The sequence below is a fragment of the Dyadobacter subterraneus genome (assembly GCF_015221875.1).
Taxonomy (GTDB): domain Bacteria; phylum Bacteroidota; class Bacteroidia; order Cytophagales; family Spirosomataceae; genus Dyadobacter; species Dyadobacter subterraneus.
This window is the reverse complement of record NZ_JACYGY010000002.1, coordinates 1,432,153-1,457,203: the sequence shown is the minus strand read 5'-3', so window position 1 is coordinate 1,457,203 and position 25,051 is coordinate 1,432,153. Positions and strand designations below refer to the sequence as shown.

The 25,051-nt window shown below is 38.8% G+C and carries 29 protein-coding genes; 13 read left to right on the top strand and 16 right to left on the bottom strand.

Features of this window, described 5'->3' with window-relative positions; translation table 11 throughout:
- Positions 1 to 31 precede the first annotated feature (31 nt).
- On the bottom strand, positions 32 to 325 hold the full coding sequence (locus IEE83_RS31695; protein WP_194124709.1) for a hypothetical protein: 294 nt from the start codon (positions 323 to 325) through the stop codon (positions 32 to 34).
- 2 nt (positions 326 to 327) lie between these two features.
- The gene (locus IEE83_RS31690; protein WP_194124708.1) at positions 328 to 525 is read right to left on the bottom strand and encodes a hypothetical protein; all 198 of its coding nucleotides are present in this window, start codon (positions 523 to 525) and stop codon (positions 328 to 330) included.
- Positions 526 to 833: 308 nt separating this feature from the next.
- Between IEE83_RS31690 and IEE83_RS31685 the strand changes: the two genes are divergently transcribed.
- Positions 834 to 1,361 (top strand): hypothetical protein, encoded by a 528-nt coding sequence (locus IEE83_RS31685; protein ID WP_194124707.1) that lies wholly within the window; start codon positions 834 to 836, stop codon positions 1,359 to 1,361.
- A 122-nt stretch (positions 1,362 to 1,483) separates the two neighbouring features.
- On the opposite strand, the gene IEE83_RS31680 is transcribed toward IEE83_RS31685, so the two are convergent.
- On the bottom strand, positions 1,484 to 2,017 hold the full coding sequence (locus tag IEE83_RS31680; protein WP_194124706.1) for a cupin domain-containing protein: 534 nt from the start codon (positions 2,015 to 2,017) through the stop codon (positions 1,484 to 1,486).
- Between the two features lie 306 nt (positions 2,018 to 2,323).
- Here IEE83_RS31680 and IEE83_RS31675 point away from each other — a divergent pair, with 306 nt between their 5' ends.
- Positions 2,324 to 2,938: an NAD(P)H-dependent oxidoreductase gene (locus IEE83_RS31675; RefSeq protein WP_194124705.1), complete on the top strand. Its 615-nt coding sequence runs from the start codon at positions 2,324 to 2,326 to the stop codon at positions 2,936 to 2,938.
- Between the two features lie 96 nt (positions 2,939 to 3,034).
- Here IEE83_RS31675 and IEE83_RS31670 read toward each other — a convergent pair whose 3' ends face one another.
- The 3 genes from IEE83_RS31670 to IEE83_RS31660 all read right to left on the bottom strand — a co-directional run bounded on the left by IEE83_RS31670 (position 3,035) and on the right by IEE83_RS31660 (position 5,051).
- Positions 3,035 to 3,715: a DUF8737 domain-containing protein gene (locus tag IEE83_RS31670; protein ID WP_194124704.1), complete on the bottom strand. Its 681-nt coding sequence runs from the start codon at positions 3,713 to 3,715 to the stop codon at positions 3,035 to 3,037.
- Positions 3,716 to 3,791: 76 nt separating this feature from the next.
- The gene (locus IEE83_RS31665; RefSeq protein ID WP_228102158.1) at positions 3,792 to 4,472 is read right to left on the bottom strand and encodes a Crp/Fnr family transcriptional regulator; all 681 of its coding nucleotides are present in this window, start codon (positions 4,470 to 4,472) and stop codon (positions 3,792 to 3,794) included.
- A 30-nt stretch (positions 4,473 to 4,502) separates the two neighbouring features.
- Positions 4,503 to 5,051: a hypothetical protein gene (locus tag IEE83_RS31660; protein WP_194124703.1), complete on the bottom strand. Its 549-nt coding sequence runs from the start codon at positions 5,049 to 5,051 to the stop codon at positions 4,503 to 4,505.
- Positions 5,052 to 5,478: 427 nt separating this feature from the next.
- Between IEE83_RS31660 and IEE83_RS31655 the strand changes: the two genes are divergently transcribed.
- A complete protein-coding gene (locus tag IEE83_RS31655; RefSeq protein WP_194124702.1) occupies positions 5,479 to 5,706 on the top strand; it encodes a hypothetical protein in 228 nt (75 codons plus the stop codon).
- Between the two features lie 67 nt (positions 5,707 to 5,773).
- Here the strand turns inward: IEE83_RS31655 and IEE83_RS31650 are convergent, their stop codons facing one another.
- Positions 5,774 to 6,586, bottom strand: a complete 813-nt coding sequence (locus IEE83_RS31650; protein WP_194124701.1) for a hypothetical protein — start codon at positions 6,584 to 6,586, stop codon at positions 5,774 to 5,776.
- 174 nt (positions 6,587 to 6,760) lie between these two features.
- Here IEE83_RS31650 and IEE83_RS31645 point away from each other — a divergent pair, with 174 nt between their 5' ends.
- Positions 6,761 to 7,537 (top strand): DNA-formamidopyrimidine glycosylase family protein, encoded by a 777-nt coding sequence (locus IEE83_RS31645; protein WP_194124700.1) that lies wholly within the window; start codon positions 6,761 to 6,763, stop codon positions 7,535 to 7,537.
- Positions 7,538 to 7,563: 26 nt separating this feature from the next.
- Here the strand turns inward: IEE83_RS31645 and IEE83_RS31640 are convergent, their stop codons facing one another.
- Positions 7,564 to 8,064 (bottom strand): PPC domain-containing DNA-binding protein, encoded by a 501-nt coding sequence (locus IEE83_RS31640; RefSeq protein ID WP_194124699.1) that lies wholly within the window; start codon positions 8,062 to 8,064, stop codon positions 7,564 to 7,566.
- A 146-nt stretch (positions 8,065 to 8,210) separates the two neighbouring features.
- Here IEE83_RS31640 and IEE83_RS31635 point away from each other — a divergent pair, with 146 nt between their 5' ends.
- The 3 genes from IEE83_RS31635 to IEE83_RS31625 all read left to right on the top strand — a co-directional run bounded on the left by IEE83_RS31635 (position 8,211) and on the right by IEE83_RS31625 (position 10,614).
- Positions 8,211 to 9,023: an alpha/beta fold hydrolase gene (locus IEE83_RS31635; RefSeq protein WP_194124698.1), complete on the top strand. Its 813-nt coding sequence runs from the start codon at positions 8,211 to 8,213 to the stop codon at positions 9,021 to 9,023.
- A gap of 273 nt (positions 9,024 to 9,296) precedes the next feature.
- A complete protein-coding gene (locus IEE83_RS31630; RefSeq protein ID WP_228102157.1) occupies positions 9,297 to 10,337 on the top strand; it encodes a M4 family metallopeptidase in 1,041 nt (346 codons plus the stop codon).
- A gap of 10 nt (positions 10,338 to 10,347) precedes the next feature.
- Positions 10,348 to 10,614, top strand: a complete 267-nt coding sequence (locus IEE83_RS31625; RefSeq protein ID WP_194124696.1) for a hypothetical protein — start codon at positions 10,348 to 10,350, stop codon at positions 10,612 to 10,614.
- A 25-nt stretch (positions 10,615 to 10,639) separates the two neighbouring features.
- On the opposite strand, the gene IEE83_RS31620 is transcribed toward IEE83_RS31625, so the two are convergent.
- The 4 genes from IEE83_RS31620 to IEE83_RS31605 form a co-directional block, all read right to left on the bottom strand.
- Positions 10,640 to 12,880 (bottom strand): transferrin receptor-like dimerization domain-containing protein, encoded by a 2,241-nt coding sequence (locus tag IEE83_RS31620; protein ID WP_194124695.1) that lies wholly within the window; start codon positions 12,878 to 12,880, stop codon positions 10,640 to 10,642.
- Positions 12,881 to 12,978: 98 nt separating this feature from the next.
- Entirely contained in the window at positions 12,979 to 13,575 is a 597-nt protein-coding gene (locus IEE83_RS31615; RefSeq protein ID WP_194124694.1) for a hypothetical protein, read from the bottom strand.
- Positions 13,553 to 14,041, bottom strand: coding sequence for an RNA polymerase sigma factor (locus tag IEE83_RS31610; RefSeq protein WP_194124693.1), 489 nt, complete (start codon positions 14,039 to 14,041; stop codon positions 13,553 to 13,555). The genes IEE83_RS31615 and IEE83_RS31610 overlap by 23 nt, the downstream gene beginning before the upstream one ends.
- A gap of 5 nt (positions 14,042 to 14,046) precedes the next feature.
- Positions 14,047 to 14,892, bottom strand: a complete 846-nt coding sequence (locus tag IEE83_RS31605; protein WP_194124692.1) for an alpha/beta fold hydrolase — start codon at positions 14,890 to 14,892, stop codon at positions 14,047 to 14,049.
- A 198-nt stretch (positions 14,893 to 15,090) separates the two neighbouring features.
- On the opposite strand from IEE83_RS31605, the gene IEE83_RS31600 reads away from it, so the two are divergent.
- Positions 15,091 to 16,755 carry a PQQ-dependent sugar dehydrogenase gene (locus tag IEE83_RS31600; protein WP_194124691.1) on the top strand — a complete coding sequence of 555 codons (1,665 nt, stop codon included), beginning with the start codon at positions 15,091 to 15,093 and terminating at the stop codon, positions 16,753 to 16,755.
- A gap of 23 nt (positions 16,756 to 16,778) precedes the next feature.
- Here the strand turns inward: IEE83_RS31600 and IEE83_RS31595 are convergent, their stop codons facing one another.
- Positions 16,779 to 17,168 (bottom strand): catalase-related domain-containing protein, encoded by a 390-nt coding sequence (locus IEE83_RS31595; RefSeq protein WP_194124690.1) that lies wholly within the window; start codon positions 17,166 to 17,168, stop codon positions 16,779 to 16,781.
- Positions 17,169 to 17,491: 323 nt separating this feature from the next.
- On the opposite strand from IEE83_RS31595, the gene IEE83_RS31590 reads away from it, so the two are divergent.
- Together IEE83_RS31590 and IEE83_RS31585 are read left to right on the top strand one after the other, a co-directional pair.
- Positions 17,492 to 17,785, top strand: coding sequence for a putative quinol monooxygenase (locus tag IEE83_RS31590; RefSeq protein WP_194124689.1), 294 nt, complete (start codon positions 17,492 to 17,494; stop codon positions 17,783 to 17,785).
- Positions 17,786 to 18,013: 228 nt separating this feature from the next.
- Positions 18,014 to 18,409 carry a protease inhibitor I42 family protein gene (locus tag IEE83_RS31585; protein ID WP_194124688.1) on the top strand — a complete coding sequence of 132 codons (396 nt, stop codon included), beginning with the start codon at positions 18,014 to 18,016 and terminating at the stop codon, positions 18,407 to 18,409.
- 31 nt (positions 18,410 to 18,440) lie between these two features.
- Here IEE83_RS31585 and IEE83_RS31580 read toward each other — a convergent pair whose 3' ends face one another.
- Genes IEE83_RS31580 through IEE83_RS31570 form a run of 3 tightly spaced genes read right to left on the bottom strand, consistent with a single transcriptional unit; the run spans position 18,441 to position 20,521 of the window.
- Entirely contained in the window at positions 18,441 to 19,160 is a 720-nt protein-coding gene (locus IEE83_RS31580; RefSeq protein WP_228102156.1) for a pirin family protein, read from the bottom strand.
- Positions 19,157 to 19,741 carry a hypothetical protein gene (locus IEE83_RS31575; protein ID WP_194124687.1) on the bottom strand — a complete coding sequence of 195 codons (585 nt, stop codon included), beginning with the start codon at positions 19,739 to 19,741 and terminating at the stop codon, positions 19,157 to 19,159. Before IEE83_RS31575 ends, IEE83_RS31580 begins: the two co-directional genes overlap by 4 nt.
- A 45-nt stretch (positions 19,742 to 19,786) precedes the next feature.
- Entirely contained in the window at positions 19,787 to 20,521 is a 735-nt protein-coding gene (locus IEE83_RS31570) for a dioxygenase family protein (RefSeq protein WP_194124686.1), read from the bottom strand.
- 147 nt (positions 20,522 to 20,668) lie between these two features.
- Between IEE83_RS31570 and IEE83_RS31565 the strand changes: the two genes are divergently transcribed.
- From IEE83_RS31565 to IEE83_RS31555, 3 genes are all read left to right on the top strand, one after another.
- Entirely contained in the window at positions 20,669 to 21,469 is an 801-nt protein-coding gene (locus IEE83_RS31565) for a 5'-nucleotidase, lipoprotein e(P4) family (RefSeq protein ID WP_194124685.1), read from the top strand.
- A gap of 105 nt (positions 21,470 to 21,574) precedes the next feature.
- On the top strand, positions 21,575 to 22,972 hold the full coding sequence (locus tag IEE83_RS31560) for an alpha-L-fucosidase (protein WP_194124684.1): 1,398 nt from the start codon (positions 21,575 to 21,577) through the stop codon (positions 22,970 to 22,972).
- 143 nt (positions 22,973 to 23,115) lie between these two features.
- Entirely contained in the window at positions 23,116 to 24,909 is a 1,794-nt protein-coding gene (locus tag IEE83_RS31555) for a hypothetical protein (RefSeq protein ID WP_194124683.1), read from the top strand.
- The last annotated feature ends 142 nt before the right edge of the window (positions 24,910 to 25,051 follow it).

Here is a 25,051-nt window from a genome sequence, read left to right as displayed (position 1 = left end):
AGTCACTCTGTTATCCGGCTTATATATTTCATTAACTTTCACTTTTCTTCTTCGTCTCCTTAAAAAGCTTGTCCGGAATATCAACCGTCGTGCCAATCTCAGCCTTATTATCCCAACGCAATTTGTTGATATATTTTTTCGGCGTCATACCCGTTGCGTCATGACGCGCATCGAAAGATTTCTCGCTTTTTGGATTTTTATCTCCCACCGGAGTCCCCTCCTGCCCGCCTTGAATCGTAGATTTTTTTCCTGTTTTAGGATTCGTCCCCACCGCTTTCCATGTTTTTCCTTTCGCCGTAGCTTTGGATATTTTAAATTCTGCCATGGCTATTTTTCTTTTTTATCCCAGTTTTTTTCCATGTCCTCATAATTCTCCTTCGACACCGTGGAGTCTTTTTTACTATGCGATTCTCCTTTTTTCTTTTTTGCATTAATATTATTGACCAACGAATTTTTCACACCCAGTTTATTCTTTTTGGTACCTGTTTTCTTTTTGGCCCCGGTTTCTTTTTTTGTCTTTTCCATGATCTTTTTTAGTTGTTGATGAAGTGATTTTCGTGACGTTGTGTAAAATGTATGCCTGGTTGACTGGCAGCCTTAGGAATATAATTTGAAACCATTCCTGACCTTCACCATCAGCAAATTGTATATCTATTTTCCCAAATCGGACGGAACAATCCAATATCAATACTTATTTAAGTACCGAATAATCAGACAGATACCGAAAAATAAGTTCTCTTGAGCAAGCTGCTATTTTCCTTTAAATTCGTTTCCGAAAAAACTTATCCAACTTTCAGGGCTGACGATAATTTTCACTTTTAAACACCACTAAAATGGCAAAATATAATTTACCTCGTTTTGACCTGACTCTTGATGGGGATGATAATGTTGTCTGGAGTTTTCTTGAATCTCTTGATGGTTTTTTTGAAAATCTGGTATATGAGCCATTTAATTTTGCAGATTGGGTTGGCCGTCAACGCATCGGTGATTTAACGGCAAAAATGTTCCGAGAAGCTTGGGAAGAATCTAAGGATGCACTGAGAAGGGTTTGGGATCTTTACCGGGACAGTCAATATAAAAATACAATAATTGCTAAATTGGAAAGTGTAGGATTTACCAGTTACAGCCTGAAAGCCAAAGCTAATTTACTGAATACTTTATCGGACAAGCTGCGCGATTTTATCGATACTTTTTACAACTACGAATTACCTGATAATGGACTATTCTCATTGCTGCATAGTTTTAAGAGATTCGGAAGCACTATCTATACCGAATTTATAAAATTGTTCAAAGATCTGTTAGACTATCTGAATGCTTTGCTGGGAAGTTTGGCAAAATATTTGAAGTGCTGGATATTGTGAAAGAATTTAAAGAATTGGTTGAAGGAAGCGTTGATGTGTAAATTTACGAAGTCTGTTAGTGTGTCAGGAATAACTGATACTCTCCCAACACACTAAGAATAGTCATTGTGACTTTACAAAAACTATTTCGCCGCTGGCTTTTTCTTCGTCGGATCATCCGCTGCATTTACGTAAGTTGTTCCTGTTGGTCCATATCCTGTAATGGACACAATCACTTTCGTATCTCCCGTTTGTGCAAAATGATTAACACCCGGTCCTTCTGAATATACACTACCAACCGGCAAAGTTTTCAATTTCGCTGCGTCAAACTTAGAACCATATCCAAAATGCCAGGTTCCCGATACTACCGTTCCGATTCTGTCATCAGGATGATCGTGTGCGGCGATGGTCGTATTGGGTTCAACTTCCAGTAAAATTGTATACAATCCGGGTTTCGAGGGATCGCCATATAAAACAATAACTTTCACCGCTTCGTAACCTGATGAACCCGGCGCAAGTTTTCCTTCCGGTGCTTTTTTAGCAATTACTTCTTTTTGTGTAAGTCGGAGCTGACCTCTGAATGGTGCCGCATTCTGGGCATATGCCGCTGTCACAAAACAGGAAACAACAAAAATTTGAAGTACAATCTTGATACGATTGTGAAAGATCTCAGACATAACAGTTATGGTTTAACATTAATATTTTGAACGTCTCAGACATTTATCAAATAGAATACCATTTTATTAAAAAACTTATAATCAAATAGTTAATTCATAATCACAGATTTCAGACAACGATATTTCGTCTGAATACTTAGGAAAAAACTGTATAAAGTTGGTATAGAAAGCAACTAATTATCGATTTTCCTGAATTAGGTATGGCTTGAATTTGTATCATATTTCTGATACAAACCCATAAATCATGTTATTTTTATAATATATAAGGCCGTGGTAATTTTGTATCATCAAAAAAGAGATATCAAAATGACTAAAATATTCATCATCAACGGAGGACAAAAATTCGGTCATTCCGGTGGACGGTTTAATGAAACCATAGCAAATGCAACTGAAAATTTTTTTCTGCAACACGAAGGATTTGAGGTAAAAACAACCAATATCAATCACGATTACGATCCGAAAGAGGAAGTTGAGAAATATAAATGGGCCGATTTTGTAATTTATCACACGCCGGTCTGGTGGTTTCAGTTGCCGCACGGATTTAAAAAATATATTGATGTGGTATTTACGGAAGGACATAATAACGGAATCTATCACAGCGACGGCCGCTCTTCAAGTAATCCCGCGATTAATTATGGTACGGGCGGAATGTTGAAAGGGAAAAAATATATGGTTACCACTTCATGGAACGCGCCCAAAGAAGCCTTCACTCTTCCTGGTGAATTTTTCATGGAGACCAGCGTAGATAATGGGCCGCTTTTCGGTTTTCACCGCATGAATGCATTTACGGGAATGACACCTTTGGAAGGTTTACATTTTCATGATGTTGAAAAAAACGCGGATATTGAGCGTGATATGCGATTGTATATTGATCATCTTGAAAAAGAGTTCAAAATTTCCGCAGAGCCGGCACTTGTTTAGTAAAAACGACTTTCTATATACGTATTCAGGAATCTTCTTTGGTAAGAAGTTTCCTGAATTTCATTTTATGGCCAGAGAAAAAATTACGCACAATTCCTAAATTGCCTTACTTAACAAAATCCTCCTGATTGCCGTAAGATGTGAAAACAGTACCATCGGTACCAAAAGAGAGGGCAAAAAGATAAAAGGGAAAATCAGAATACCACGATTGGGCTGATCAAATGCAAATTGCTGAAAGACACCCGGCACAGATAATATTGCATTGAAAACAATATTAAACAGCAAACTAAGGCATACAAAATTCCAAACCAGAAGTACTGATCTGCTCAATTTCCTTTGTACAAAAACAAAATAATAAATCACTGGTGCAGAAATTCCAGAAAGAATATCAAAATTCCGTCCTTCAAAAGTCATTAATTCCGGAACCAGTTTATCCATAAAAAGCCAAAATAATGTCAATTCCACGGGTACTCTGATGATGTGAAAAAGCGTAAGTATTTTGATATCCAGACCGTCGATAAAATTTCTTCCTTTTTTTGTTGAGAACAGTATGATAGTCATAATCAAAGGCGGTAGTAATAATAACCCAACTCTGGGAGGAACAGAGTTTGTGATTTTATAGAAACCGGAAAGGCTAATGACAGTCTGTGCAGCCATCCAAATGGCGATTATTACAAGAAATGTTTTCGAATGATTTGTCGCTCTGTAAAAAAGAAACAAGGCTGCTAATACGGTGAGCCCAAAAACCAGATAGACGTAAATTGGTAGATTTTCCATTGCTTAAATATTTATAAGACAAAGGAATACATTGCCAAATGGAATGCACTTGCCAAATGACAAGAAATCGATTTTGTTAATCTCTTTTGGAAAACTCTCGTCTTATCCTGCTTAAAGAAGTATCTGTGATCCCAAGGTACGAAGCGATGTATTTTAGCTGGGCATATTTAAAAATTTCTTTCTCCGTACTGATCAGATTTTCATAGCGCTCTTCTGCACTTTTATTGATCATGGCCAATGTTCGCTGTTTAAAAGCAACAAATTCTCTTACCAACATGGCACGCCCGAATTCCCGGAATTCAGGAATGGTGTGAAAGAGCATATTCAGTTTTTCAAAAGTTAAAATATAACCCTTGCAATCGGTCAAAGCCTGAATATTTTCGGTAGAAATGGTGTGCATAAAAAATGATGACGCTTCAAATACAACCCTGTTTTTGGTATAAAAATAGGTTGTCACTTCATTCCCATCGGTATCAAAAGTGAAGGCTCTCATCACTCCATCGGCCAGAAAGAAATAGTTATCACTGACATTCCCTTCTTTCAAAAAATAATCATTTTTCAGGAAAGTTTTTTCTTCAAAATGTGCCGCTATTGCCATCAGCGTTTGATTTGAAGCAGGAATGGTATTCTGAATAAAATCTATCAGTGGCTTTTTGTTCATTGCTTTGAGAATGAATTCGGGATTCATTCCCGCAAGATAGCTCAAAGTAACAGGAATAGATAAAACTAAAAATGAAATTCCCGGACACTTGTACATCCAGGAATTATTCAAATCTGACTCCTCAAATTACTTCCCGGTCATGTTTACTACCGTGTTGCAAACAATCGTCGCATTGATGACAACACCATCCGCAGTTTTGCCTATGACGGTTACGGTTTTTGAACTTCCGTTTTCTTTAATGGTCAGTTTACCGCCGCTTCCCTGTTTTTTACCGGCGAGGGCATTGTCACTGTTGCTTACTTCGTAACTTTTGCCCATCAGTCTTTTGCCGAAAGCAACTTTGATATAAAACTTATCCGTACCTTTTTTTGCCGCTTCATAATCATCCACCAACAATTGTAGACTCGAAAATTCTTTGTCCGCCTTACCGCCTACCGAATATTGATTTCCAAAAGATTTCGGTCCGGTCGCTCCCATGCTGCATGTCGGATCCGCACTGGTTGCGGAAAATGATCCGGCGTTTGGTCCGCCAGTTAATGTGCCGCTAATGGTAGTTCCCGGTGCATTTCTGGCCGCATATTTTTCAGAAAAAAACACAACTGATGCTTTTTTGCTTTCCGAAGGTTTTCCATAAAGAAGAAAAACAGAGCTTATAAATAATAATAATTTAGACATAGGATGCTGATAGATTTAGGTAAAATAATTGAGCTTAAATATTTTGATAGTAGGTCTGTGAAGACACAGACCATGGAATTGCTGATAGATTAGGTTAAAATAACTGAACTTAAATATTTTGATATAGGTCTGAGAAGACATAGACTACGAAATTGACCATGAATTTTTGGTAAGATATATGCCATTGAATGGTCAATATGGAAAACGACTAAAAACCGATAATTTATGTTCATATGTATCAATAAGTTGCCGCAACAAATTCCATTAAATAAAGCAATTCTCAACACATTTCAATATTTACAACTCCTTTTTAATTACTATTTAATCTTTAAATTATGTAACTAAAATTTACATTAAACAATTAAAATTTGATTTTGTCTGGCATTATTTTTGAATTGTAAAAATTCTCACCATTAATTAAATCATTATGGAAAATATCAGTATGCCCGCCGATCACACAGAACTTCGTTTTACAGATCAGGATGGTAACCGCCATGAAGGACATTACAGCAAGGTTTTGAAATCTTTTGTTGATACAGAAGGAGGAAAAGATCCGGAGGATATCAATAATATTTATCAGGAATATAAAATTGTAGACTGGGAATATTTACATAAAAATAAAAACCCGGACTCTGATATCATGGTCATTTTATAAGAAAAGCAAATAGAAAAAATTCCATTGCCGATACTTGATCTGCAATGGAATTTTCATTTTCGCACCATTATTTACATTGCATAAGTGTCGCCATTCCGGTTTCCCACTTTGGATTAAGTAAATTTAAAGAGGGGACATAAATTGTCCTCACCTGCAATGACTTTAACCTGACCAAAGCACTATTTTTACATAAGCTTAAAGAAGTAAGATTATAACATGAAACAATTTCCAGATTTTCAAGGTTAGATAATCCGCTTAAATCAAGCGATTTAACCATAGACGAATTGGAAATAATCGTTTTTAAACCGAGATTACTCCCCAACACAAGGTTTCCAATTGTTGACGCATATCCACCCTGCTCCGAACTTCCGGAACAATCCAGATATTCCAGTTTCAGGTTATTGCTGACATCCAGTGTATCAATCGAAGGAATGAAATCTGCATTAACACCGGTCGGAAAAGCGTAATAGTAAATATTCGGATTGAGGGACACCGTTGAATAATATCCTCTAACTTTTAAAAATCTGAGATTTGTAAAGTATTCTATCCCTTTCAGATTTTTGTTCGATCCGTAAAAGACAATATCCAGACTGTCGACATTTTTAATATACTCATACCTGATCTTGCCATTTAAGACCTTCTCCGGATCAATTTTGTATTTAACAAGCAAATATTCAAATTCAGAAGAAACCGATACCTGGGCACTGTCGGCTGGAATTTTTAAAGGTTCTTTTATTGTAGCTTTTGGTCCTGCATCCTTTTCCACAGTTTCTTCTTCGCATCCAGGAAGCGTAAATAAAATGATTAGGGACAAAACGGATAACTTCAAAAATACCCGGTTTCCGACTTCGTTAGAAATGCTTCGTAAGATGTTTTTCATGGCTAAGTAGTTTTTACTTAGAGAGTAAAAAAATCATCAAATGGTTGTAACTTAAATTGTTAAAATTAAATCCCAGATGAATGGCGCGTAAAAACGATATCAATAACTGATTATATGGACACGGCATGGATTTTGCTTTAAGGATTAAATTTTTATCCCCAAATCTGATTTTTTATGCCGGAAGGACCATCCATCGTTATTTTAAGAGAAGCCGTTGAAGCGCTCAATATCAAAGGCAAAAAAATCGATTTTGCTGAGGGGAACAGCAGTAAAATTGACATTGACCGACTGGTCGATAAGAAGATTACGGATATCAGATCCTGGGGAAAGCACTTTCTAATTTGTTTCGACGACTTTACCCTGCGTATTCACTTTATGCTTTTTGGAAGTTATCTGATCAACGAAAAGAAAAAAACTGCTCCCCGCTTAACGCTGGAAATCAAAAATAACGAACTGAATTTTTATTCCTGCTCGGTAAAATTTCTTGAAGAACCTGCTGATAAAATCTATGACTGGGAAACAGATATTATGTCGGATCGCTGGAATCCGGAAAAGGCATTGGCGAAATTGAAGTCTGCTCCCAAAATGTTTGCCTGCGATGCTTTGCTGGATCAGGATATTTTCGCCGGCTCTGGTAATATTATCAAAAACGAAGTTTTGTTTAGAATCAGAGTCAACCCTTTAAGTTTGCTAGGAGAAATCCCGGAAGATAAACTTGAAGAAATGGTCGCAGAAACACGCAATTACAGCTTCGATTTTCTGGAATGGAAGAAGGAATTCACTTTGAAAAAACACTGGCTGGCACACACCAAAAAGATTTGTCCACGCTGTAATATTCCCTTTGTCAAAGAGTATCTGGGGAAGTCTAAAAGAAGAAGTTATTTTTGTACCAACTGCCAGATTTTTTATGGAAAGCCTGTGGTAAGAAAAAAGAAAGTCGCTCTTGTTTAAAATTTAAACAAAAACGACCGGGATTTTCAATCTCCAAGATTTAAAACATTGGCCCCCAAAGGCTCTTCCATAATCCTTTCAAGCTTTTTGTCGTGTATTGTCACCATTATTTCCACAGAGCCCGTACTTACCGTGGCAGCTAACATATGCCCTCCGAAAGCATGAAAGTTTTTGTCGGTAACAACGCCATGAACATGCAGTGATACCTGTTGTTTTTGCCAGGCAATAGATCCGTTCATACTTGCCATTTCCACATCGCTGAATTCTTTGGGATCATATTCTTTCGTTTTTTGGTTGAAGAAACCGAATTTAGCGTTGACAAAACCCATTCCGGAAATATTTGCGGATAGAATTTTTTCTGCCTCAGCCAGCTTTTCAAGTTGGGCAAAAACATCGTCTCCTTGCCTTAATACCATCAGATATCCAACCGGAATTTTGATATATCTTTTTGTTGAATCCATTTTTTGCGCGTTTGAATTTCCTGTCATTGCCAGCATTATGAGAAAAAAGAGAATGAGTGATTTCATTAGACGGATATTTGAAGGTGAGTTTGTTATGTTTTAACAGTTCGTAAAAATCATTCCATTTGAGAAAACCCGTTCTTGCTGGTCTGATTATTTTGAAAAATCAGCTTGTATTGATATGCTTCAAATCACTTATTAATCAGCAGATTATGGCAAAATTAAAAAGTAATGACGTTACGATAGATTACAATATTTATGGAAAAGGATCCGTAAATCTCCTTTTTGTTCACGGTTCCTACATCGACCAAACTTATTGGACTGAGCAGGTTAAATATTTCGAAAACGATTATTCTATTATCACTTTGGATCTTGCCGGACATGGTAAATCGGGGCGTGAACGTAAAAATTGGTCGATTGAAAGATTTGCAGATGATGTAGTAAATCTGATCAAAGAACTTGATTTGAAAAATGTAATTCTTGTCGGGCATTCTTTGGGAAGTGATGTCAATTTAATCGCCGCTTCAAAATTTCCTGAACCTATTATCGGTTTTGTCATTGTGGATAATTTCAAAAATGCAGCAACGCCGTTACCTGCAGAATTTGAAAATCAGGTTGATACAATTTTGGAAAATCTAAAAAAGGATTTTGCAGGTACCAACGAGCAATATGCAAGAATGGCTTTGTTGACAGAAAAAAGTTCTCCCGAAATCACGAACAAAATTGTCGCCGCTTACCGTAACACGTATGAGCCAATGGGCCAAGCCACAATGCCGGAAGTATTTGAACTATACAAAACCGAAAAAAGGTTATTGCCCGACCTGAATCTTAAAATTTATCTCGTCAATGTAAACTATATGCCTACAAATGAGCAGGCCTTGAAAGATCATGCGCCGCATGGTTTTGAACTAAAAGAAATCGACGGTACCTGCCATTTTCCAATGCTTGAAAATCCTGAAATACTGAATGAATCTTTGTCAGTAGTTTTTCAGGAGATTCTGGGTGACATAACAAATCTTGATTAGAATAAAAACAATTATTTCAATCATAACTTATTGACATTTAACAAATAAAAATAAATCGCTCCGGTCAATAACAAACGTGTTTATCTTTAGGAAAATGAAAGATGTCTGGCTATTTTTAATACAGGAAATCGCGATAACAAATTGGATTTACAAACCGTTATTTAGCTGATATACATTCCGGAATTCATCTTCATTTTCAAACTAAAACAAATTGTTACCATGTGCCACCACCACAGTTCACATCAACCTATTCAATGCATCGTCCCTCCTTACATGAGCGATAAATTGCTGGACGAAGCGAGTAAAAGTAAATTGCCGCTGATCCTGAAAACAGATCTGAGAAATACCAGATTCAGGAGTGACCGTGCGTTTTTTGCAAAACTTACGGAAACCCAGCGCGCGGCTTTAATTCCACCTCCAAAACCTGCTGCCAAACCGGTCATGAAAATGCAGGTTTACGACATGCAGCATGACACCGTGATCAGTAAAGGAAAACTGGTTTGGGACAATGGCAAGGAAAAAAAGCCGATGGATGCCGATACAAAAAATGTAGTGGCGGCCGGAACTGCAACCTGGGATATGTATTATCAGATTTTCGGTCGGAATTCGGTTGACAATCTGGGCCTGGTTTTGAAACATTATATTCATTACGACAACAAATATGACAACGCATTTTGGGATGGACAGCGCATGGTTTATGGAGATGGTGATGGTAAAATTTTCGGGAGCTTTACGGCAGATCCGGATATTATCGGCCATGAATTGACGCATGGCGTTACCCAATACGAATCCAGTCTGGAATATCATATGCAAAGCGGTGCTCTGAATGAATCCGTTTCCGATGTTTTTGGTATTATGATCAAACAGCGATTACTAAATCTGGATGTAAAAAAATCAAAATGGCTGATTGGTGAAAATGTGGTAAAAGGGGCTAAATATGCTTTGCGGAGTATGAAAGCACCGGGAACTGCCTATGTAAACCATCCGGATCTCGGAACCGATCCACAGCCGGCCACTTTCGACAAACTCGTAAATTTGCCGGATACAGATCGCGGTGACTGGGGTGGTGTTCATATAAATTCCGGCATAACCAATTTCGCATTTTATGTTACAGCATTTAATCTGGGCGGTTTTTCATGGGAAAAAGCCGGCAGAATCTGGTATGCCGCTTTAACAGATATTCAAAATTTAAAACCTACTGCAAGCTTTTTCGACTTCAAAAACCTGACCATTCAAAAAGCAGAAATATTGTTTGGTACCGGAAGTCTGGAAGCAAAAGCCGTTACAGATGGCTGGAATGAAGCAAAGGTATAAATCGATTTTTATGGAAATTAAATTGCAGCGTTTTGGTGGAATAGTTCCTCTAAAACAGGAGGCGACCACGCATGTGAGCTGGTCGGATAGTGAACTGGAACAATTGATCGATCACATCTGCCGGGATGAAAATAAAGAACCGCAGAGTATGAATGAGATTTGCCATTACCTGGAAGTTCAGGGGCGGGAAATTCCGGTCGATTTAAAAAAAGTGCCCCCCAAATATAAAGCTACATTTGAGGGGCTGAAATCTGAATTGAAATATGTCAAGGCCTGAAAATAACCCGGGGCGTTGCTCCGGGTTATTTCAATAAAGCAGTTGCCTTATCAATTTCGGCCGTAAATGCTTTAAGCGCATCGCTTACACGAACAATTCCCTGATCCGCTTCTGACCAGTTGCGTTGTTCAATTGCTTCACGAATCATTGGCAAAGTTTTCACACCATAACCTGTGTAAAATCCAGGAGCATAAATCTGGTGTTTATACCATGGACGTCTTGGCAAACCTTGCTCATTGATCAGATAACGTTCTGATTTGTATAATATATCGTTCAATTGTTTCAATTTATCTGCCGGTAACGTACTTACCTTACCAGATGCTGAGGCATAAGCCGTTGCACTTTTTTCCAATTTCGATAACGCATTTTCCAAAGGCGCAAAATTCAGATAAGGCGCAACTTCCATTGGAATTGGTTTCACGAACGGTTCTTTTGGATCCGCAGTAATTTCAAAACGATTTTCCGAGATCAGTTTATTCTGATCTTCCGCTTTTGTTCTTACAGCTTCCAGGTCACGTTTGATTTCCGTTGCGTAAGTTTGAACGGTGTTTGAAAAATTACTAAAATCAAAAGGAAGAACTTCCGCATCCGCAAAACGCAAAACAGAACGTCCCATCATTTTAGCAAGTGCTACGCCGTAAGAAAAATCAGAATCCTTGAACCGGACATAGTTATCATAAGAATCATAAATCGAGTGATAATCTCCGCCCTCATCTTCACCGCCAAAACCAAGATTAAGTGAGGAAATACCCAAATGCTGAATGAAAGGCGTAAAATCCGAACCGGAACCTAACGCTCCTATGCGTACGTCGCTGCGACTGCGGGTTTCTGCTTTTGAAGAAGCGGGACCATCCACAATCATTTTAGAACGAAGACGCTCAATAACACTGCCGCCTTTTTCGGGATCCGTAACACTTTGTCCAACCTGATTAATAAATTTTTCAAGGGTATGCGATCCGCCAACACCTAAAAATCCGCGACCGTTTCCATCCGTATTCAGATAAACAACCGTTTTTTCAGAAACGATTTTCTGATATTTTTCAACCCATTCCGTCGAACCTAACAAACCTGGCTCTTCACCGTCCCACCAGCAATAAACAATCGTTCTTTTTGGTTTCCAGCCGGTTTTTATCAATTCTCCAAGCACACGAGCTTCTTCAAGTTCTGCTACCGCGCCGCTCACAGGATCACTTGCGCCGAATACCCATGCATCGTGGTGATTTCCGCGCACAACCCATTGATCAGGAAATTCAGTTCCTTTGATCGTTGCGATAACATTATAGGCCGGAACAATGTCAAAATTAAATTCAAGTTTCAAATGCACTTTTGCAGGACCCGGGCCGATGTGATAAGTAATCGGCAAAGCACCGCGCCATGAGGCCGGAGCAACCTGTCCGCCCAATGCTTTTAACAACGGCAAAGCATCACCATATGAAATTGGCAAAACCGGGATTTTCATCATACTAGGTGCATCTTTTACCGACAAACGTTTGTTTTCAGCGCTTGCTACAAAACCATTTGTAAGCGGGTCACCAGGCGCCTGAGGCAAATCTACAACAGAACCACGTTGGGCTCCTGCATCATTTTTAAACGGACCTTTTGGGTAAACTTCACCCTGAAAATATCCGTCTTCTTTTGGATCTGAATAAATGATACAACCAATCGCGCCGTGTTCGTAAGCTACTTTTGGTTTAATTCCGCGCCATGAATTACCATATTTCGCGATCACGATTTTTCCTTTTACATCAATTCCCAACTTCGCCAGTTCGTCATAATCTGCCGGGATTCCGTAATTGACATAAACCAGTTCAGCCGTTACATCACCATCCGCGGAAAAAGCGTGGTATGGAGGAAGCACGTCCTTGGTTTGTCCGGAAGTTGCATCTTCTTTTACAGAACGTTCTGTCAAGGAAGCTTTGAATTTTGTTGGCTCCGTTAATTCAACGATTCTGATTTTTGGTGTTGGAAATAAAACATGAACCGTATCCAAATGTGCTTCAAAACCCCATGAAGTCAGTTTATCACGAAGAAAAAGAGCATTATTAAGTCCGTAGGCTGATCCCAACTGATGCGGAAAAGCCGTCATCCTTTTCATCCATTCCTGCAAATTTTTGGCTTGCAGCTGTTTGTCAAATGAAGCCTCCAGATCAATCTCTTTTTTTGAAGATTCCGCGCTGAAACCCATCAAATTCTGGGCATAAACGGGACTCAGTAAAATCTGTGAAAAGAGCAGGACACGGATCGTTTTTCGAAAAATGTGTTTCATAAAGGGAGCAAAAATTTTAGTTAGGCAGAAAAGAATAATCCTAATATAGTAATTATTAAAATTGAAGATTTTCGACCTAAATAAAATCATAAATAAGCTCAGTTTCCTTCTATCTGCGTGCTTATTTCCTGCAATTTCCTGATTATCAAATCTATTTCAGCCTGCTGTTTTTTTACGGTTTTTGGCCTGATATAAAACCAGCTAAACAAAATCCAGGCGATGGTTATGGAGTAAGCAAAAATCCCCATAGCCGTGCCCATTTTCAAAACAAACTCAATCATATAAAGCGCTATTCCGGTCGACAACAATATAAAATAACCTGTCATCAGAATACCCTGAATAAATTCCTGCTTTTTCTTAATCTCAATCATTCTTTGCAAATAAGCCTGATTGGTTTCGTCTGGTATTGTTTTAAATAAAATCAACAACAAACTGTTTGAAACCGCAATGAAAGAGACAATCGCCATGATCACCATAACGGCTCCTATTTTGGTTGTGATCATTTCAAAATTGTTGCTCATCAAAATGTAAATTATAACCCCAATGGTAGCGATCATCATGAAATTCATCCCGAAAAACTTAATTTTCGTCTTCCTGTTCAACTGTTTTGCTTTTCCTAAAATTTCTTCTAATGCCGGCACGGAGCCCACTTCCTGCTGCTGCCACAATGATTTAAAATCTATCTGATCTTTCATATTGACTGAATTTTTGAGATAATTTTTCTTTGATACGATGAACCCTCACACGGATATTGGTTTCTGAAAGACCAACGATTCCGGCAATTTCTGCCTGTTTTACATCTTCCAATTCAAGAGAAATGATGATACGGTCGGTTTCCGGCAATTCAGAAATACACTGATAAAGCAACTTGATTTTTCCATCCGTTTCTGAATTGCTTGTGGCTTGATCTTCAATCTCAAACGGAATTTCGGATCGAGGCATTTTTTTCTGATTTTCGATCTGCCTTAAACATTGATTGGAAGCAATCCGGAAAATCCAGGTACCGATCGACGCCTCATTTCTGAACTGATCCAACTTTTCCCATACCGTTATAAAAGTCTCCTGCGTAATATCGCGCGCCCATTCTTGGTCATTGACATATCCCATGCAAAGCCGGAAAATTTTGCGGTAATAGGTTTTATAAATGGTTTCGAAAGTCATCGCTGCTATTTAATAAAGTTCGATAATTGCTGATTGTACCAAGCCGTGTCGTCATACATAATAAAATGCAGTCCCTTGGTGGCATAGGCAAATTCCCCGGTTTTCAGCCCTTTATACTGCTCATCAATAGCAGGTTTATAATTTACAAAACTGGGCTCCAAAAGTACGAGCGCCGGACAATTTATTTTTTCCAGAACCGGTCTCAAATCTGTGTTTAAAAAATCGCAATACATTTGGCCAAAGGTTTCCATATCAGATTTTATCGACCAGCCAACAATTTCCCGAATCCGAGAAGTATCAGAAACCATCTGATGCATGGTCATAAACTGCATTTTTTCAAACTGGTCCGGCGTCATACTTTTCATCTGGGAAACTATCGGAGCGCAGTCATTATTTTCCCTGGCTTTAAAATTGGGATTCATCAGCGCGGCCAGACAAGGTAAAGCGTCCACAACGACAATTTTCGAAGCAAGTTCCGGATAATCCGCAGCAAGCGCCAGGGCAAGTCCGCCGCCCATACTGTGACCTACGATAACGGGTTTTACAATTTTTTCAGATTGAATATAATCTGCTATCGCCGCCTCCCAGTTTTTAAAAGAAGGCGAAGTCTGCGCAGGAATTCCGGCAAAACCAGCCATCGTCAAAGTATAACAGGTAAAACCTGATTCATAAGCCGCTCTTGTTTCTTTCCAGACATCACCAGAACTGGCAAATCCGGGAATGAAAATTATATTCTGCTTTCCTTTTCCTGTTTTTTGTACAACAAATGGATAATTTTTTGTTTGTCCAAAACCGATTATACCAGAAAAAACAAAGGCAATAACGATCAATAAAGTAGTTAGCGTTTTCATGATAATTTGATTGATTTAACTATTGGATACAATCAATTCAGGAATGCTACACTTTTGAAGAAATATTTTTTCGCACTACCACTTTTTTCTATTTCATGATAAAAAAAATAAAGTTTTACAGATCGGTTACAACTTATTTAATGACTTCATTTATAAGAAATAAAAATGTTCCTTTACGAAATAACCCACTTCCAGTCCATGAAAAAAACTTTACTGCTACTCTTCGTCTTTCAATTCTTCTTATCAATAGTATCATTTTCACAACCAATCCCGGTTTTAGAGCCTTACTTATCCGGATTCACTCGCCCGGTGAAAGCTACACATGCTTATGATTCGAGGTTATTTATTGCAGAGATCGGCGGTAAAATCAAGGTTGTAAAAAACGGAATTGTCAACCATAATACGCCTTTCCTGAATATCAGCTACAAAATGAGTGACCTTGACTGGGCGGGGATATTCAGTATCGTTTTTGATCCTAATTATCTGACCAACGGCTATTTTTATGTGATGTATGTGGTGAAGAATAAATTCGAAATTAATATTTCAAGATTTAGCAGAGTTGGTGGAGCGGACTCGGATCTGGCAGATGCCTCATCGGAAACGCTTATTTTGACAATTCCTTATACCGATGTTTTAGGCGGACACAGGGGCGGCGATATGGCGTTTGGAAAAGATAATTTTCTGTACATTTCAACAGGAGATAATGGCCCGGGAAGTCGCGGTGTGATGGGTGATCCTGAATTAAATTCACAAAACTCAAATCTGCTTTTTGGTAAAATAATAAGACTGGACGTCAGCAGCACTTCTCCGTCCGAAAATATTCTTCAAAAAATATGGGCAAAAGGCCTTCGCAATCCATGGAGAATAAGTTTTGATCGTGAAAACGGTGATTTCTGGTATGGAGATAACGGTCAGGATGGATGGGAAGAAGTTAATTATCTGAAAGCCACGGACGTCACCACGCCTAAAAATTTCGGCTGGGATTATATGGAGGGAAATTCCGTTTACAGAAATTGCAATTGTAATATTACCACTTCTTTTATTGCTCCAAAATTTGTTTATCCGGGTTTTACAAACAATGGTGGCAGCAGCGCTTCGGTGATGGGCGGTTATGTGTATCGGGGAACAAAATATGGTTCACTGAAAGGATCTTACATTTTTGGTGATTACCAGACTTTCAAAATCGGTATGATCACGCCTGCCGGATTTAGTGGTTTTCTGACCAATGTAACCTATCCTTCGCTGGTTTCATTTGGTGAGGATAATTCAGGTGAATTGTATGCGATTTCCTTTTTTGACGGTACAATTGCAAAAATTACGGGGCCAACCACACCTCTTCCGGTAAAACTTGAAAGCTTCACTGCCAAAACAATCGGCTGCGCCATCGACCTGCAATGGGATACTTCTCTGGAAAGCAATTTCTCCCATTTTGAAGTGGAAAGAAGTGCGGATGGTAAAAATTTTGGTAAAATAAAATCAATTCCTGCATCAGGATCTGATCAAGTTTATCGCTTCACCGACGAAAATCCGTTGGTGAACAGCAATCTGTATCGATTAAAAATGCTCGACAATGATGAAAGCTATGAGTTCAGCCGCATCATAGCAGCTAATACGGAATGTCCCGCCAATGAGATTTCAATTTATCCAAATCCGGCAACGAATCATTTCAGTATCAAAGGCTTACAGACGGGAAACAAAGTTTCTGTTTATAACGCCTCTGGCTCGTTAATCTTTTTAGAAAAAATTGTCTCCGAAGCCGAAATTCAAATCAATCTGAAAAACTATCCGAATGGCATTTACACTATTAATATAAATGAAGAAAATGCCGGTGATGTCATAAAACTGAAATTGGTAAAGGAATGAAATAATTAATACTTCCAATTAATTTATCGTGACAACAAAAGTGCACCAACTTTAACTTTCAATCCATCCGCCACAGCCAAACCAAGTTTTGTATCAATTTTGAAAAAATGATACAGCTGCTCTTTTATGATGTTCTCCTTTTGAGGATTATCGATTCCCTGTAATGAGCAAATAATGTTACATACCAGATTAGCCCTGTCGTCATCAGATAACATTTCTCTGTAAAACAGGCCTGGCAAATTGTAATCCTCCTCGTCGGCTGCAAAACCTTCAACAGCATTCAAATTCATAATCAGAGGCGATATTCCTGAAAAATCAGACAAGATGGCGGATTCTGTATCTGACGCAAATCCCTGCTTAAACCTGATACCATTTCCCAAATTAACACCTGATCTTTTTGTATTGTCGCTCATGGTTAATGCTATTTAAAGTTTGCCTGATGAATTTTCGACGGTATTAAAAAAATCTTTCCACAGATTATAATAACGGGAATAAAGTATCCGCTTCACTCCCGTTGATTGTAATACCATTTAATAGACAATTCAAAAGTACAAATCCCCTATGCTCCGCGCGATTGCTAAATAGCGGTAAAACGTGTACAAATTATGGGAAATCGATAAATGGTAAAAGATAAATGAAATTAACGGGTTACGTTAAAACTATATACGTAATTTTAACGTTTGTAGATTATGAATGCATAATTTTTTTTATACAACCACTTAATTAAGCAGAAATCATGATCGCATTAGGATTACTTGTAAGACTGGAAGCTAAGCCAGGAAAAGAACAGGAAGTAGCAGATTTCCTGAAAAGTGGATTGTCGCTTGTTATGGATGAACCCGATACCGTGACTTGGTACGGAATTAAAATTGGAAAGTCAACTTTCGGAATTTTTGACACCTTTCCTGACGAAGCTGGCCGAAATGCGCATCTAGCAGGGAAAGTTGCGGCAGCACTTATGGCAAACGCATCTGAACTTTTAGCGTCGGATCCGGTAATCGAAAAAATTGAAATTTTAGCTTCAAAATAACTATTCATATTATCCGGAACCGGCAGAATTTTAACTGCCGGTTTTTTTATGTTCTATCAAATATTTTATTTCTTCAAACAAGTTAAACCTTTATAAATATTTGATAATAAGTAAAATATAAAAGTATAGAAGGAGTATAATGCGCTTGCTGTTTGCCTTAAAAATCACTACTTTACACTAAGAAAACGGAGTTAGAATTTAACGATGTTCGAGTAAAAAATTAGGATAATGAAAAAGTTCATGTGGATTTCAGTGATTCTTGTAGTGCTTGTCAATATGAGATGCGCCACATCTAAAAGCAAACGTAAAGTCGTAATTCTCGAAAAAAGCGAAACCACAGTTGCACTCCGGAATGGATCGTCGTTGACCGTAAAAATTCCGTTACAGGCCGGAACGGGTTATGACTGGACACTTGATAAAGGCAAATCCCAAATTGAAGAAATATCGTCCTACACAGAGAAATCTCAGAAGGAAAATCTTCCCGGTAGAAAAAGGATGAAGATTTTTACACTGCGGACTACAAAGGCGATGGGCGAAGATTTATTGAAATTCAACCTGAGCCGTTCTTTTGAAAAAGGACCTGCTGCTGAAACAAGGATTTTAAATGTGATCATAGAACCATGAAGTTCCAGGGCGAACAGGACTCGCAACCTGCTCAGACCCCGGATACCTCAAGAATCAATATAATCGCATCGTTTGAAAGTGCTTCAAATTCCAGTTCATCAAGATTCCGGAGCGACAAACCGTCCCGGGTTTCCATCAATCTGTTCTGAACTTCAAAAGCACCTTCTATAATAAATACAAATATTCCGTTCTCCGGATTTTTAAGATGATACAGGTCTTCTTTCCGACCACTATATTTCCCAATAAAACCAAAAGTTTCCTGGTGAGTAGTAAGACCATTTTGTCCGGGAGAAAACAGCGGAAATAGCTGATTTCTGTTTTCCAGGTCAATATTAATTTCCTGAACCTTGGGAACAAAAGGATATTGATTATTTTTTAAAAATATTTGAATAAAATTTATCAGTTCCTTCTCATATGGATTAGAAATTTCATATTCCATACCTTCCGCAGCTGAGAAAATCTGCATTTGTCCGGCTTCCAGAATTCCCGTTTCACCCAAGCTGTTTGTATATTCAACCGCGCCGACAACCGGTAGTAAAATCATTTCTGTATTTTCTGCCAGCTGCATTTTGAAGCTTTTTCCGGCTGCCAGGGTATCGTCATTCAAAACCTTTAAATTACCAAATGGCTCTCTGTTGTGATCCTGATAAAGACCAAAATTAAAAGTATGAAAACTCCGGAACCAGGATAATTGGGAACATCCGCGTTGCCCGGCCAGATAAATTTGTCCTTCCGTTTGTGTGATCATCATGAGTTAATTTCGCTTTCAGCGGTTGAAGTCAAAAATTCACCATTTGGTATTAAAACCGGTTTCGCAGCCGGAAAAATCACGCTTGAAATATTCAGAAAAGGTTGCAAAGCGATCATTTCTGTTTCCACCTCTTCTCCCCGATTAATCGCTTCACGCTTATCTCCATAAGCAATTAATAACTTTCCATCCAGCGTATCAATCCAGGTTAACGGGTCGCTGTAAAAATAAATCGCCACCTTATGACCTGCCTTATCCTTTACGTCAGAATCTATTATTTCAAATTTGAAACGATTGAAAGGAAGACACAGTTTTCCATAAACATTGACAATATCCGGCACAACATCTTTTAACTGCCGGATATAATTAAATGCCGCCGTACTTACCAGATAAGTCAGATTTTTAGCCGCCGGAACATTTTCTGAAATTTCCTGAAAAGTCCTGTATTTCCCTTCCTGATTATACGTTTGCGCCTGCATGAAAAATTCCATATAGGTATCATCGAAAACATATTTGTCCCAGATCTTTTGAGAATCGGCATCAATTATTTTCCGGTAACAGAGTTGGATAAGGCCTTTTGTCATTTTCCGGGTTGTTTATTTTCCTTCAATTTCAAACAAATCTTAAAATTAAGCACTCACTACGATCGTATGCGTCAGCACGTAACCGTCAGCAACACTTCCTGTAAACGAAGCCAGTTCTGTTGAAACACCGTCGCTGAAAACATTGTCATTTGAATTTGTAGTATCCTGCAAACCGTGACTTTTATATGCGCCCTGAGCGTAAACTGTGTTATTGATTGTCTGGTCAAAAGCAATTTGCGTTACCAGAAGTGAAGTTCCTGAGCTGTTGTAAATATGTGCATGAATATGCGGCGCACGTCCTGAATACCAGCCTGGATAAATACTGGTAAAAGTTACCAGCCCGTTTGCATCCGTTGTTTGTCTTCCGCGAAGAAAATGAACAGTAGTATAGTTGGTTGACTGCATTCCGCTTCCACCGTATTCAGAATAATTTCCGGCAGCATCGCAATGCCAGATATCCACGATCGCATTTGCCAAAGCTGCGCAGCTGTTGTTTTTGTTCTGAATCGTGATTTTCACCGTCAGTTTTGTTCCGGTACGATCAGAAGTGATATCGTTCAACACCAGCGTACTTGGCGTTTTGGTAGGAAATGGCCCTGCTGTTTCAGTCGCAGTTGTCGTACATGAGCCAGTAGTAGTTCCTGTCGTTGTCCCGGTTGTCGTATCAGTCGTAGTTGTTGGATCTACGCTATCTTTGCTGCACGATCCTAAAATCGGAAGAATAGCGGCCGATCCTAGTGCTGATAAAAATCCTCTTCTTAAAAATTCCTTGCGTTCCATAGTTCAGTGAGTATGTTTTTTCAGTCAATACGCGGCAATGGTTAATGATGTTGCTGATCGTAAGCAGATTGAGGTAAAGCATAAGAATGTTGCGGTAAATTCCGGCTTTTATGATTTATCTTTCCAATAACTGATTTACTTTGTCATATGAAAAAATACATCATTTTAATCACTGCGCTGGCTTTGGGATGCACCACAACGAGGCAGCAATCGGTTACCACTGTATCTCCCACAAACCTGACAGCCGAAGGAAAATTATTTACCGCATTGTTTCAACAAAGAGCGGCAGAGTATAAAGCGCTGTGTTTTCAGGCATTCAACATTGCGCATATCCGGGTAGACGAGGCTTTGCTTCAGCCACAATCAAAACCTTTGGCCATAATTACAGACATTGACGAAACCGTTCTGGACAACAGTCCGTATGATGTAAAACAATCATTGCAGGGTAAAGATTATGAGCAAAAATCATGGGAAGAATGGACGGCACTTTCCAAAGCTGATACCATCCCCGGCGCCTTGCCATTTTTGAAATATGCATCTTCAAAAGGTGTAAAAATATTTTATCTTACCAATCGTGCGGAAGCAGAAAGAAAAGGAACGTTGGCGAATCTGGTAAAATTCGGATTTCCGGATGCGGTTAATGAAAATCTGATATTGAAACAAACCGTATCTTCCAAAGAATTAAGACGGCAGAAAATAGCAGAAACACATAACATCATTATGTTCATGGGAGACAATCTGGCTGATTTCAGCGCATTGTTTGACAAAAAACCGGAAGAAGAAAGAGTGAAAAATACCTACGCATCCGCAGCTGATTTTGGTAAACGTTTCATTGTTTTGCCAAATCCGGTTTATGGTGAGTGGGAAGCAGCGGTTTATCAGTACAATCTCAAATTGAAAGCTGCGCAAAAAGATTCTGTTATTAAAAGTGTTTTGAAAAGCTATTGAAACAGGATGCAGCACACCATAATATTTATCCTGCGATTGAAGGTGCTGAACACCGTAATACTTAAATTATAACAATTCCTAGACAAACGTGCAAAGCACATCAATATGAAAAAATCACTATCGTTTTTAATCCTCATTCTTCTAACTTTTCCTTTTACCGGAAAAGCACAAATCACAAAAAAAGGAAAACCGCTTACCGAGCTGCAACAGCAATTTATCGATTTGCGCTTTGGCATGTTTATCCATTACAACATCCCGACTTATGTAAATCAGGACTGGCCGGATCCGGATACTTCGCCTTCTGTTTTTAATCCTACAAAACTAGATTGCAATCAATGGGCAAAAGCAGCGAAATCTGCCGGGATGACATATGGCTGTCTGACGACCAAACATCATAGCGGTTTTTGCATCTGGGATACCAAAACGACGGATTATAATGTCATGAACAGCCCTTTGAAAAAAGATGTCGTGAAGGAATATGCTGAAAGTTTCCGGGCAAACGGATTGAAAGTGATGCTTTATTATTCAATTCTGGATACGCATCACAAACTTCGTCCGGGATTTATTGAAAAGAAACATATTGAAATGATCAAAGCGCAGCTTACCGAATTGCTGACCCAATACGGCGAGATTTCCGCGTTGATTATTGACGGCTGGGACGCGCCATGGTCGAGGATTTCGTATGACGATGTTCCTTTTGAAGAGATTTATACTTTGGTAAAAACCTTGCAGCCCAATTGTTTGCTGATGGATCTGAACGCCGCGAAATATCCAAAAGAAACCCTTTTCTACACCGATATTAAATCATACGAACAAGGCGCCGGACAGAAAATTTCAAAAGAAACGAATAAGTTACCGGCTCTTTCCTGCCTGCCGATCAATGGCTCATGGTTTTGGAAAACTAATTTCCCGACTGATCCGGTTAAAAATCCAAATGAATTAGTAAACAATAACCTGATTCCGTTCAACCAGGTTTTCTGTAATTTCATTTTAAACGTTGCGCCAAATCGTGACGGATTAATTGATGACAATGCCTTAAAAGCATTAAAAGAAATGGGTGATCTATGGAAAAAAGGAGGTAATGTACCAAAACTTGGTCCGGTTGACGCGCCTATCATTTCTTCCAACATTGCCAAACATCAGCCGGTAAATTCCAGTTGGAGTAATGATATGGATATCATGGATTTTGCCAATGACGACAATTTCAGTACTTCCTGGGTTTCAAATAAAGAAGTTAAAAATCCATGGTTTGAGATTTCTTTTGATAAAGACAAAGCCTTCAATACCATTACGATTGCGCAGGGAGAAGCTTCTATCAAAAAATATCGTGTGGAATATTTTGAAAATGGCAACTGGAAACCACTTCAAACAGTGAACAATCCCGAGAAAATTAAAACATTACGTTTTGACAGAATCTGGGCCGGAAAAGTGAGAATTTCAATTGACGAATTTACCGCTCCCCCAACGCTGGCCGAAGTTGGCGTCTACAACGAAAGAAGATAACCAAAAACCATCAATCCTAAAAATCCATCAATCCTTAAATCAAGATCTGACGATTATCATATAAACTGCCAACCTGCATCAATTTTTCTGCCTCAACGAAGTTCTAGTTTTGAAGAGTAAAAACTTACTACTTCAAGCTACTCATGAGCAAGGAAAATACGACGCATACTTTTCATATCCCGGTTTTAGGATTGGGCTATTCTGTTGATACACCCATAAAAGTTTCGCATCTGGGAATTTCATCCGTCGCCTCCATTGTGGACGACGAAATGATTGAACGGATGCGAAAATTTCATACGCTCAAAAACGGTGAAACATATATTCCGATTCTTTCCAGTGAACACGATTTCAGAAGCAGGCGCATCACGGCTTATCTGGATTTAACGGAAAGAATTGTCAACAAACAATTTGAAAATCTTCGTCAGCAGCCTTTTGAAGAAGGAAATGATATCACCCGTTATTTTGATCTTTTGCCTGATACTTCTTCTTTGAAAAAGCGGTACAAAAAAATGCTTTTATCAAACGATCCGGAAGAGAAAAAATGGATGCAGAATGCCTTGCGGAATTGTCTGAAAAAAGGAGCCATTGACGTAAATATTATGTCAAAGGTGGATAAATTGAACAAGGATGTATATGGAGAAATTCTGACCGATGATTATTCAGATGCATCCGCCGCGCTCCGTGGATTTGCCAATAGCACACTGACATCATCACTGATTCTCTCAGCCGGAATGAATCCCAGGCTTTATAATTATCTCGAAAATTTCAGGGATTTTTATCCTGATGAAAATGATAAATTCCGTAAAAAGATCATCCTGAAAGTAAGTGATTTCCGATCAGCATTCATTCAGGCTAAGTTTTTGGCAAAAAAAGGAATCTGGGTTTCCGAGTTCAGGATCGAATCTGGATTAAATTGTGGCGGACATGCTTTTGCAACGGAAGGCTATTTATTAGGGCCGATTCTGGAAGAATTTAAAGAGCGGAAAGAAGAAATGTTGACCGATCTTTTTTCTCTATATCAGGCTGCAATTGAATTGAAAGGATATAAAATCAGTAAAACGCCTGAGATAAAAATAACCGTACAAGGCGGAATTGGAACTGCGGAAGAGGATCAGTTTTTACTGGAACATTATCAGGTAAATGCAACTGGCTGGGGAAGCCCGTTTTTGCTTGTTCCCGAAGTAACAAATGTGGATGAAGCTACTTTGAAAGACTTGGCAGACGCGGAAAGTGACGATTATTATATCAGCAATTCCTCGCCGCTTGGCGTTCTTTTTAATAATTTCAAAAAAAGCAGCGCGGAAAAACAGCGTCTGGAAAGAATCGCAGCCGGTCGGCCAGGAAGTCCGTGCAAGAAAAAATACCTGGTTTCCAATACTGAATTTACAAGTGAACCGATCTGCACGGCATCGCGTCAATATCAGCATTTGAAAATAAAACAATTGCAGGAAATTGATCCAAGACCAGCCGATTACGAAGATCAATTTAACGCGATTACTGAAAAACTTTGTCTGTGTGACGGCCTGAGCACTTCAACATTACTCAAAAATCATCTGCTGAAATCAAGAGAAAATCTGGCCGTTTCTATTTGTCCGGGACCAAATCTCGCCTGGTTTTCAAAAGTATATTCTCTGGATGAAATGGTGAGCCATATTTATGGAAAAATTGATTTGCTGAGTAAAGTCAGTCGCCCCAATATGTTTATTAATGAGCTGAATCTTTATGTTGATTATTACAAAAAAGACCTTGAAACAAACGCCCACAAGCTGAACGAGAAAAAGAACAGATATCTGATCAAATTTAAAGAACAGCTTCTGACCGGCATTGATTATTACAAAGAGCTGGTACCAAAAATTATGAATCAGACGTTGGATTATAAGGCTGAGATGATTGGGCAGCTGATGGGGATTGAGATGGAGTTGCGGGAGATTGGGTGACGCTAACCCCGATTTGCAATCGGGGTTAAGTGGTCTAGCGTTTGTAACGCGAGACCATAACTTCTTTTATCTTAAATATAAACATTACTCGCGTTAATATAAACATCACTCGCGTTGCAAACGCGAAACAAAACAACCTCGA

What these genes read in the sequence shown, in the direction of transcription:
- IEE83_RS31695 (WP_194124709.1), bottom strand. Translation starts at nt 325, where the DNA reads ATGGCAGAATTTAAAATATCCAAAGCTACGGCGAAAGGAAAAACATGG.
- IEE83_RS31690 (WP_194124708.1), bottom strand. Translation starts at nt 525, where the DNA reads ATGGAAAAGACAAAAAAAGAAACCGGGGCCAAAAAGAAAACAGGTACC.
- IEE83_RS31685 (WP_194124707.1), top strand. Translation starts at nt 834, where the DNA reads ATGGCAAAATATAATTTACCTCGTTTTGACCTGACTCTTGATGGGGAT.
- IEE83_RS31680 (WP_194124706.1), bottom strand. Translation starts at nt 2,017, where the DNA reads ATGTCTGAGATCTTTCACAATCGTATCAAGATTGTACTTCAAATTTTT.
- IEE83_RS31675 (WP_194124705.1), top strand. Translation starts at nt 2,324, where the DNA reads ATGACTAAAATATTCATCATCAACGGAGGACAAAAATTCGGTCATTCC.
- IEE83_RS31670 (WP_194124704.1), bottom strand. Translation starts at nt 3,715, where the DNA reads ATGGAAAATCTACCAATTTACGTCTATCTGGTTTTTGGGCTCACCGTA.
- IEE83_RS31665 (WP_228102158.1), bottom strand. Translation starts at nt 4,472, where the DNA reads ATGTACAAGTGTCCGGGAATTTCATTTTTAGTTTTATCTATTCCTGTT.
- IEE83_RS31660 (WP_194124703.1), bottom strand. Translation starts at nt 5,051, where the DNA reads ATGTCTAAATTATTATTATTTATAAGCTCTGTTTTTCTTCTTTATGGA.
- IEE83_RS31655 (WP_194124702.1), top strand. Translation starts at nt 5,479, where the DNA reads ATGGAAAATATCAGTATGCCCGCCGATCACACAGAACTTCGTTTTACA.
- IEE83_RS31650 (WP_194124701.1), bottom strand. Translation starts at nt 6,586, where the DNA reads ATGAAAAACATCTTACGAAGCATTTCTAACGAAGTCGGAAACCGGGTA.
- IEE83_RS31645 (WP_194124700.1), top strand. Translation starts at nt 6,761, where the DNA reads ATGCCGGAAGGACCATCCATCGTTATTTTAAGAGAAGCCGTTGAAGCG.
- IEE83_RS31640 (WP_194124699.1), bottom strand. Translation starts at nt 8,064, where the DNA reads ATGAAATCACTCATTCTCTTTTTTCTCATAATGCTGGCAATGACAGGA.
- IEE83_RS31635 (WP_194124698.1), top strand. Translation starts at nt 8,211, where the DNA reads ATGGCAAAATTAAAAAGTAATGACGTTACGATAGATTACAATATTTAT.
- IEE83_RS31630 (WP_228102157.1), top strand. Translation starts at nt 9,297, where the DNA reads ATGAGCGATAAATTGCTGGACGAAGCGAGTAAAAGTAAATTGCCGCTG.
- IEE83_RS31625 (WP_194124696.1), top strand. Translation starts at nt 10,348, where the DNA reads ATGGAAATTAAATTGCAGCGTTTTGGTGGAATAGTTCCTCTAAAACAG.
- IEE83_RS31620 (WP_194124695.1), bottom strand. Translation starts at nt 12,880, where the DNA reads ATGAAACACATTTTTCGAAAAACGATCCGTGTCCTGCTCTTTTCACAG.
- IEE83_RS31615 (WP_194124694.1), bottom strand. Translation starts at nt 13,575, where the DNA reads ATGAAAGATCAGATAGATTTTAAATCATTGTGGCAGCAGCAGGAAGTG.
- IEE83_RS31610 (WP_194124693.1), bottom strand. Translation starts at nt 14,041, where the DNA reads ATGACTTTCGAAACCATTTATAAAACCTATTACCGCAAAATTTTCCGG.
- IEE83_RS31605 (WP_194124692.1), bottom strand. Translation starts at nt 14,892, where the DNA reads ATGAAAACGCTAACTACTTTATTGATCGTTATTGCCTTTGTTTTTTCT.
- IEE83_RS31600 (WP_194124691.1), top strand. Translation starts at nt 15,091, where the DNA reads ATGAAAAAAACTTTACTGCTACTCTTCGTCTTTCAATTCTTCTTATCA.
- IEE83_RS31595 (WP_194124690.1), bottom strand. Translation starts at nt 17,168, where the DNA reads ATGAGCGACAATACAAAAAGATCAGGTGTTAATTTGGGAAATGGTATC.
- IEE83_RS31590 (WP_194124689.1), top strand. Translation starts at nt 17,492, where the DNA reads ATGATCGCATTAGGATTACTTGTAAGACTGGAAGCTAAGCCAGGAAAA.
- IEE83_RS31585 (WP_194124688.1), top strand. Translation starts at nt 18,014, where the DNA reads ATGAAAAAGTTCATGTGGATTTCAGTGATTCTTGTAGTGCTTGTCAAT.
- IEE83_RS31580 (WP_228102156.1), bottom strand. Translation starts at nt 19,160, where the DNA reads ATGATGATCACACAAACGGAAGGACAAATTTATCTGGCCGGGCAACGC.
- IEE83_RS31575 (WP_194124687.1), bottom strand. Translation starts at nt 19,741, where the DNA reads ATGACAAAAGGCCTTATCCAACTCTGTTACCGGAAAATAATTGATGCC.
- IEE83_RS31570 (WP_194124686.1), bottom strand. Translation starts at nt 20,521, where the DNA reads ATGGAACGCAAGGAATTTTTAAGAAGAGGATTTTTATCAGCACTAGGA.
- IEE83_RS31565 (WP_194124685.1), top strand. Translation starts at nt 20,669, where the DNA reads ATGAAAAAATACATCATTTTAATCACTGCGCTGGCTTTGGGATGCACC.
- IEE83_RS31560 (WP_194124684.1), top strand. Translation starts at nt 21,575, where the DNA reads ATGAAAAAATCACTATCGTTTTTAATCCTCATTCTTCTAACTTTTCCT.
- IEE83_RS31555 (WP_194124683.1), top strand. Translation starts at nt 23,116, where the DNA reads ATGAGCAAGGAAAATACGACGCATACTTTTCATATCCCGGTTTTAGGA.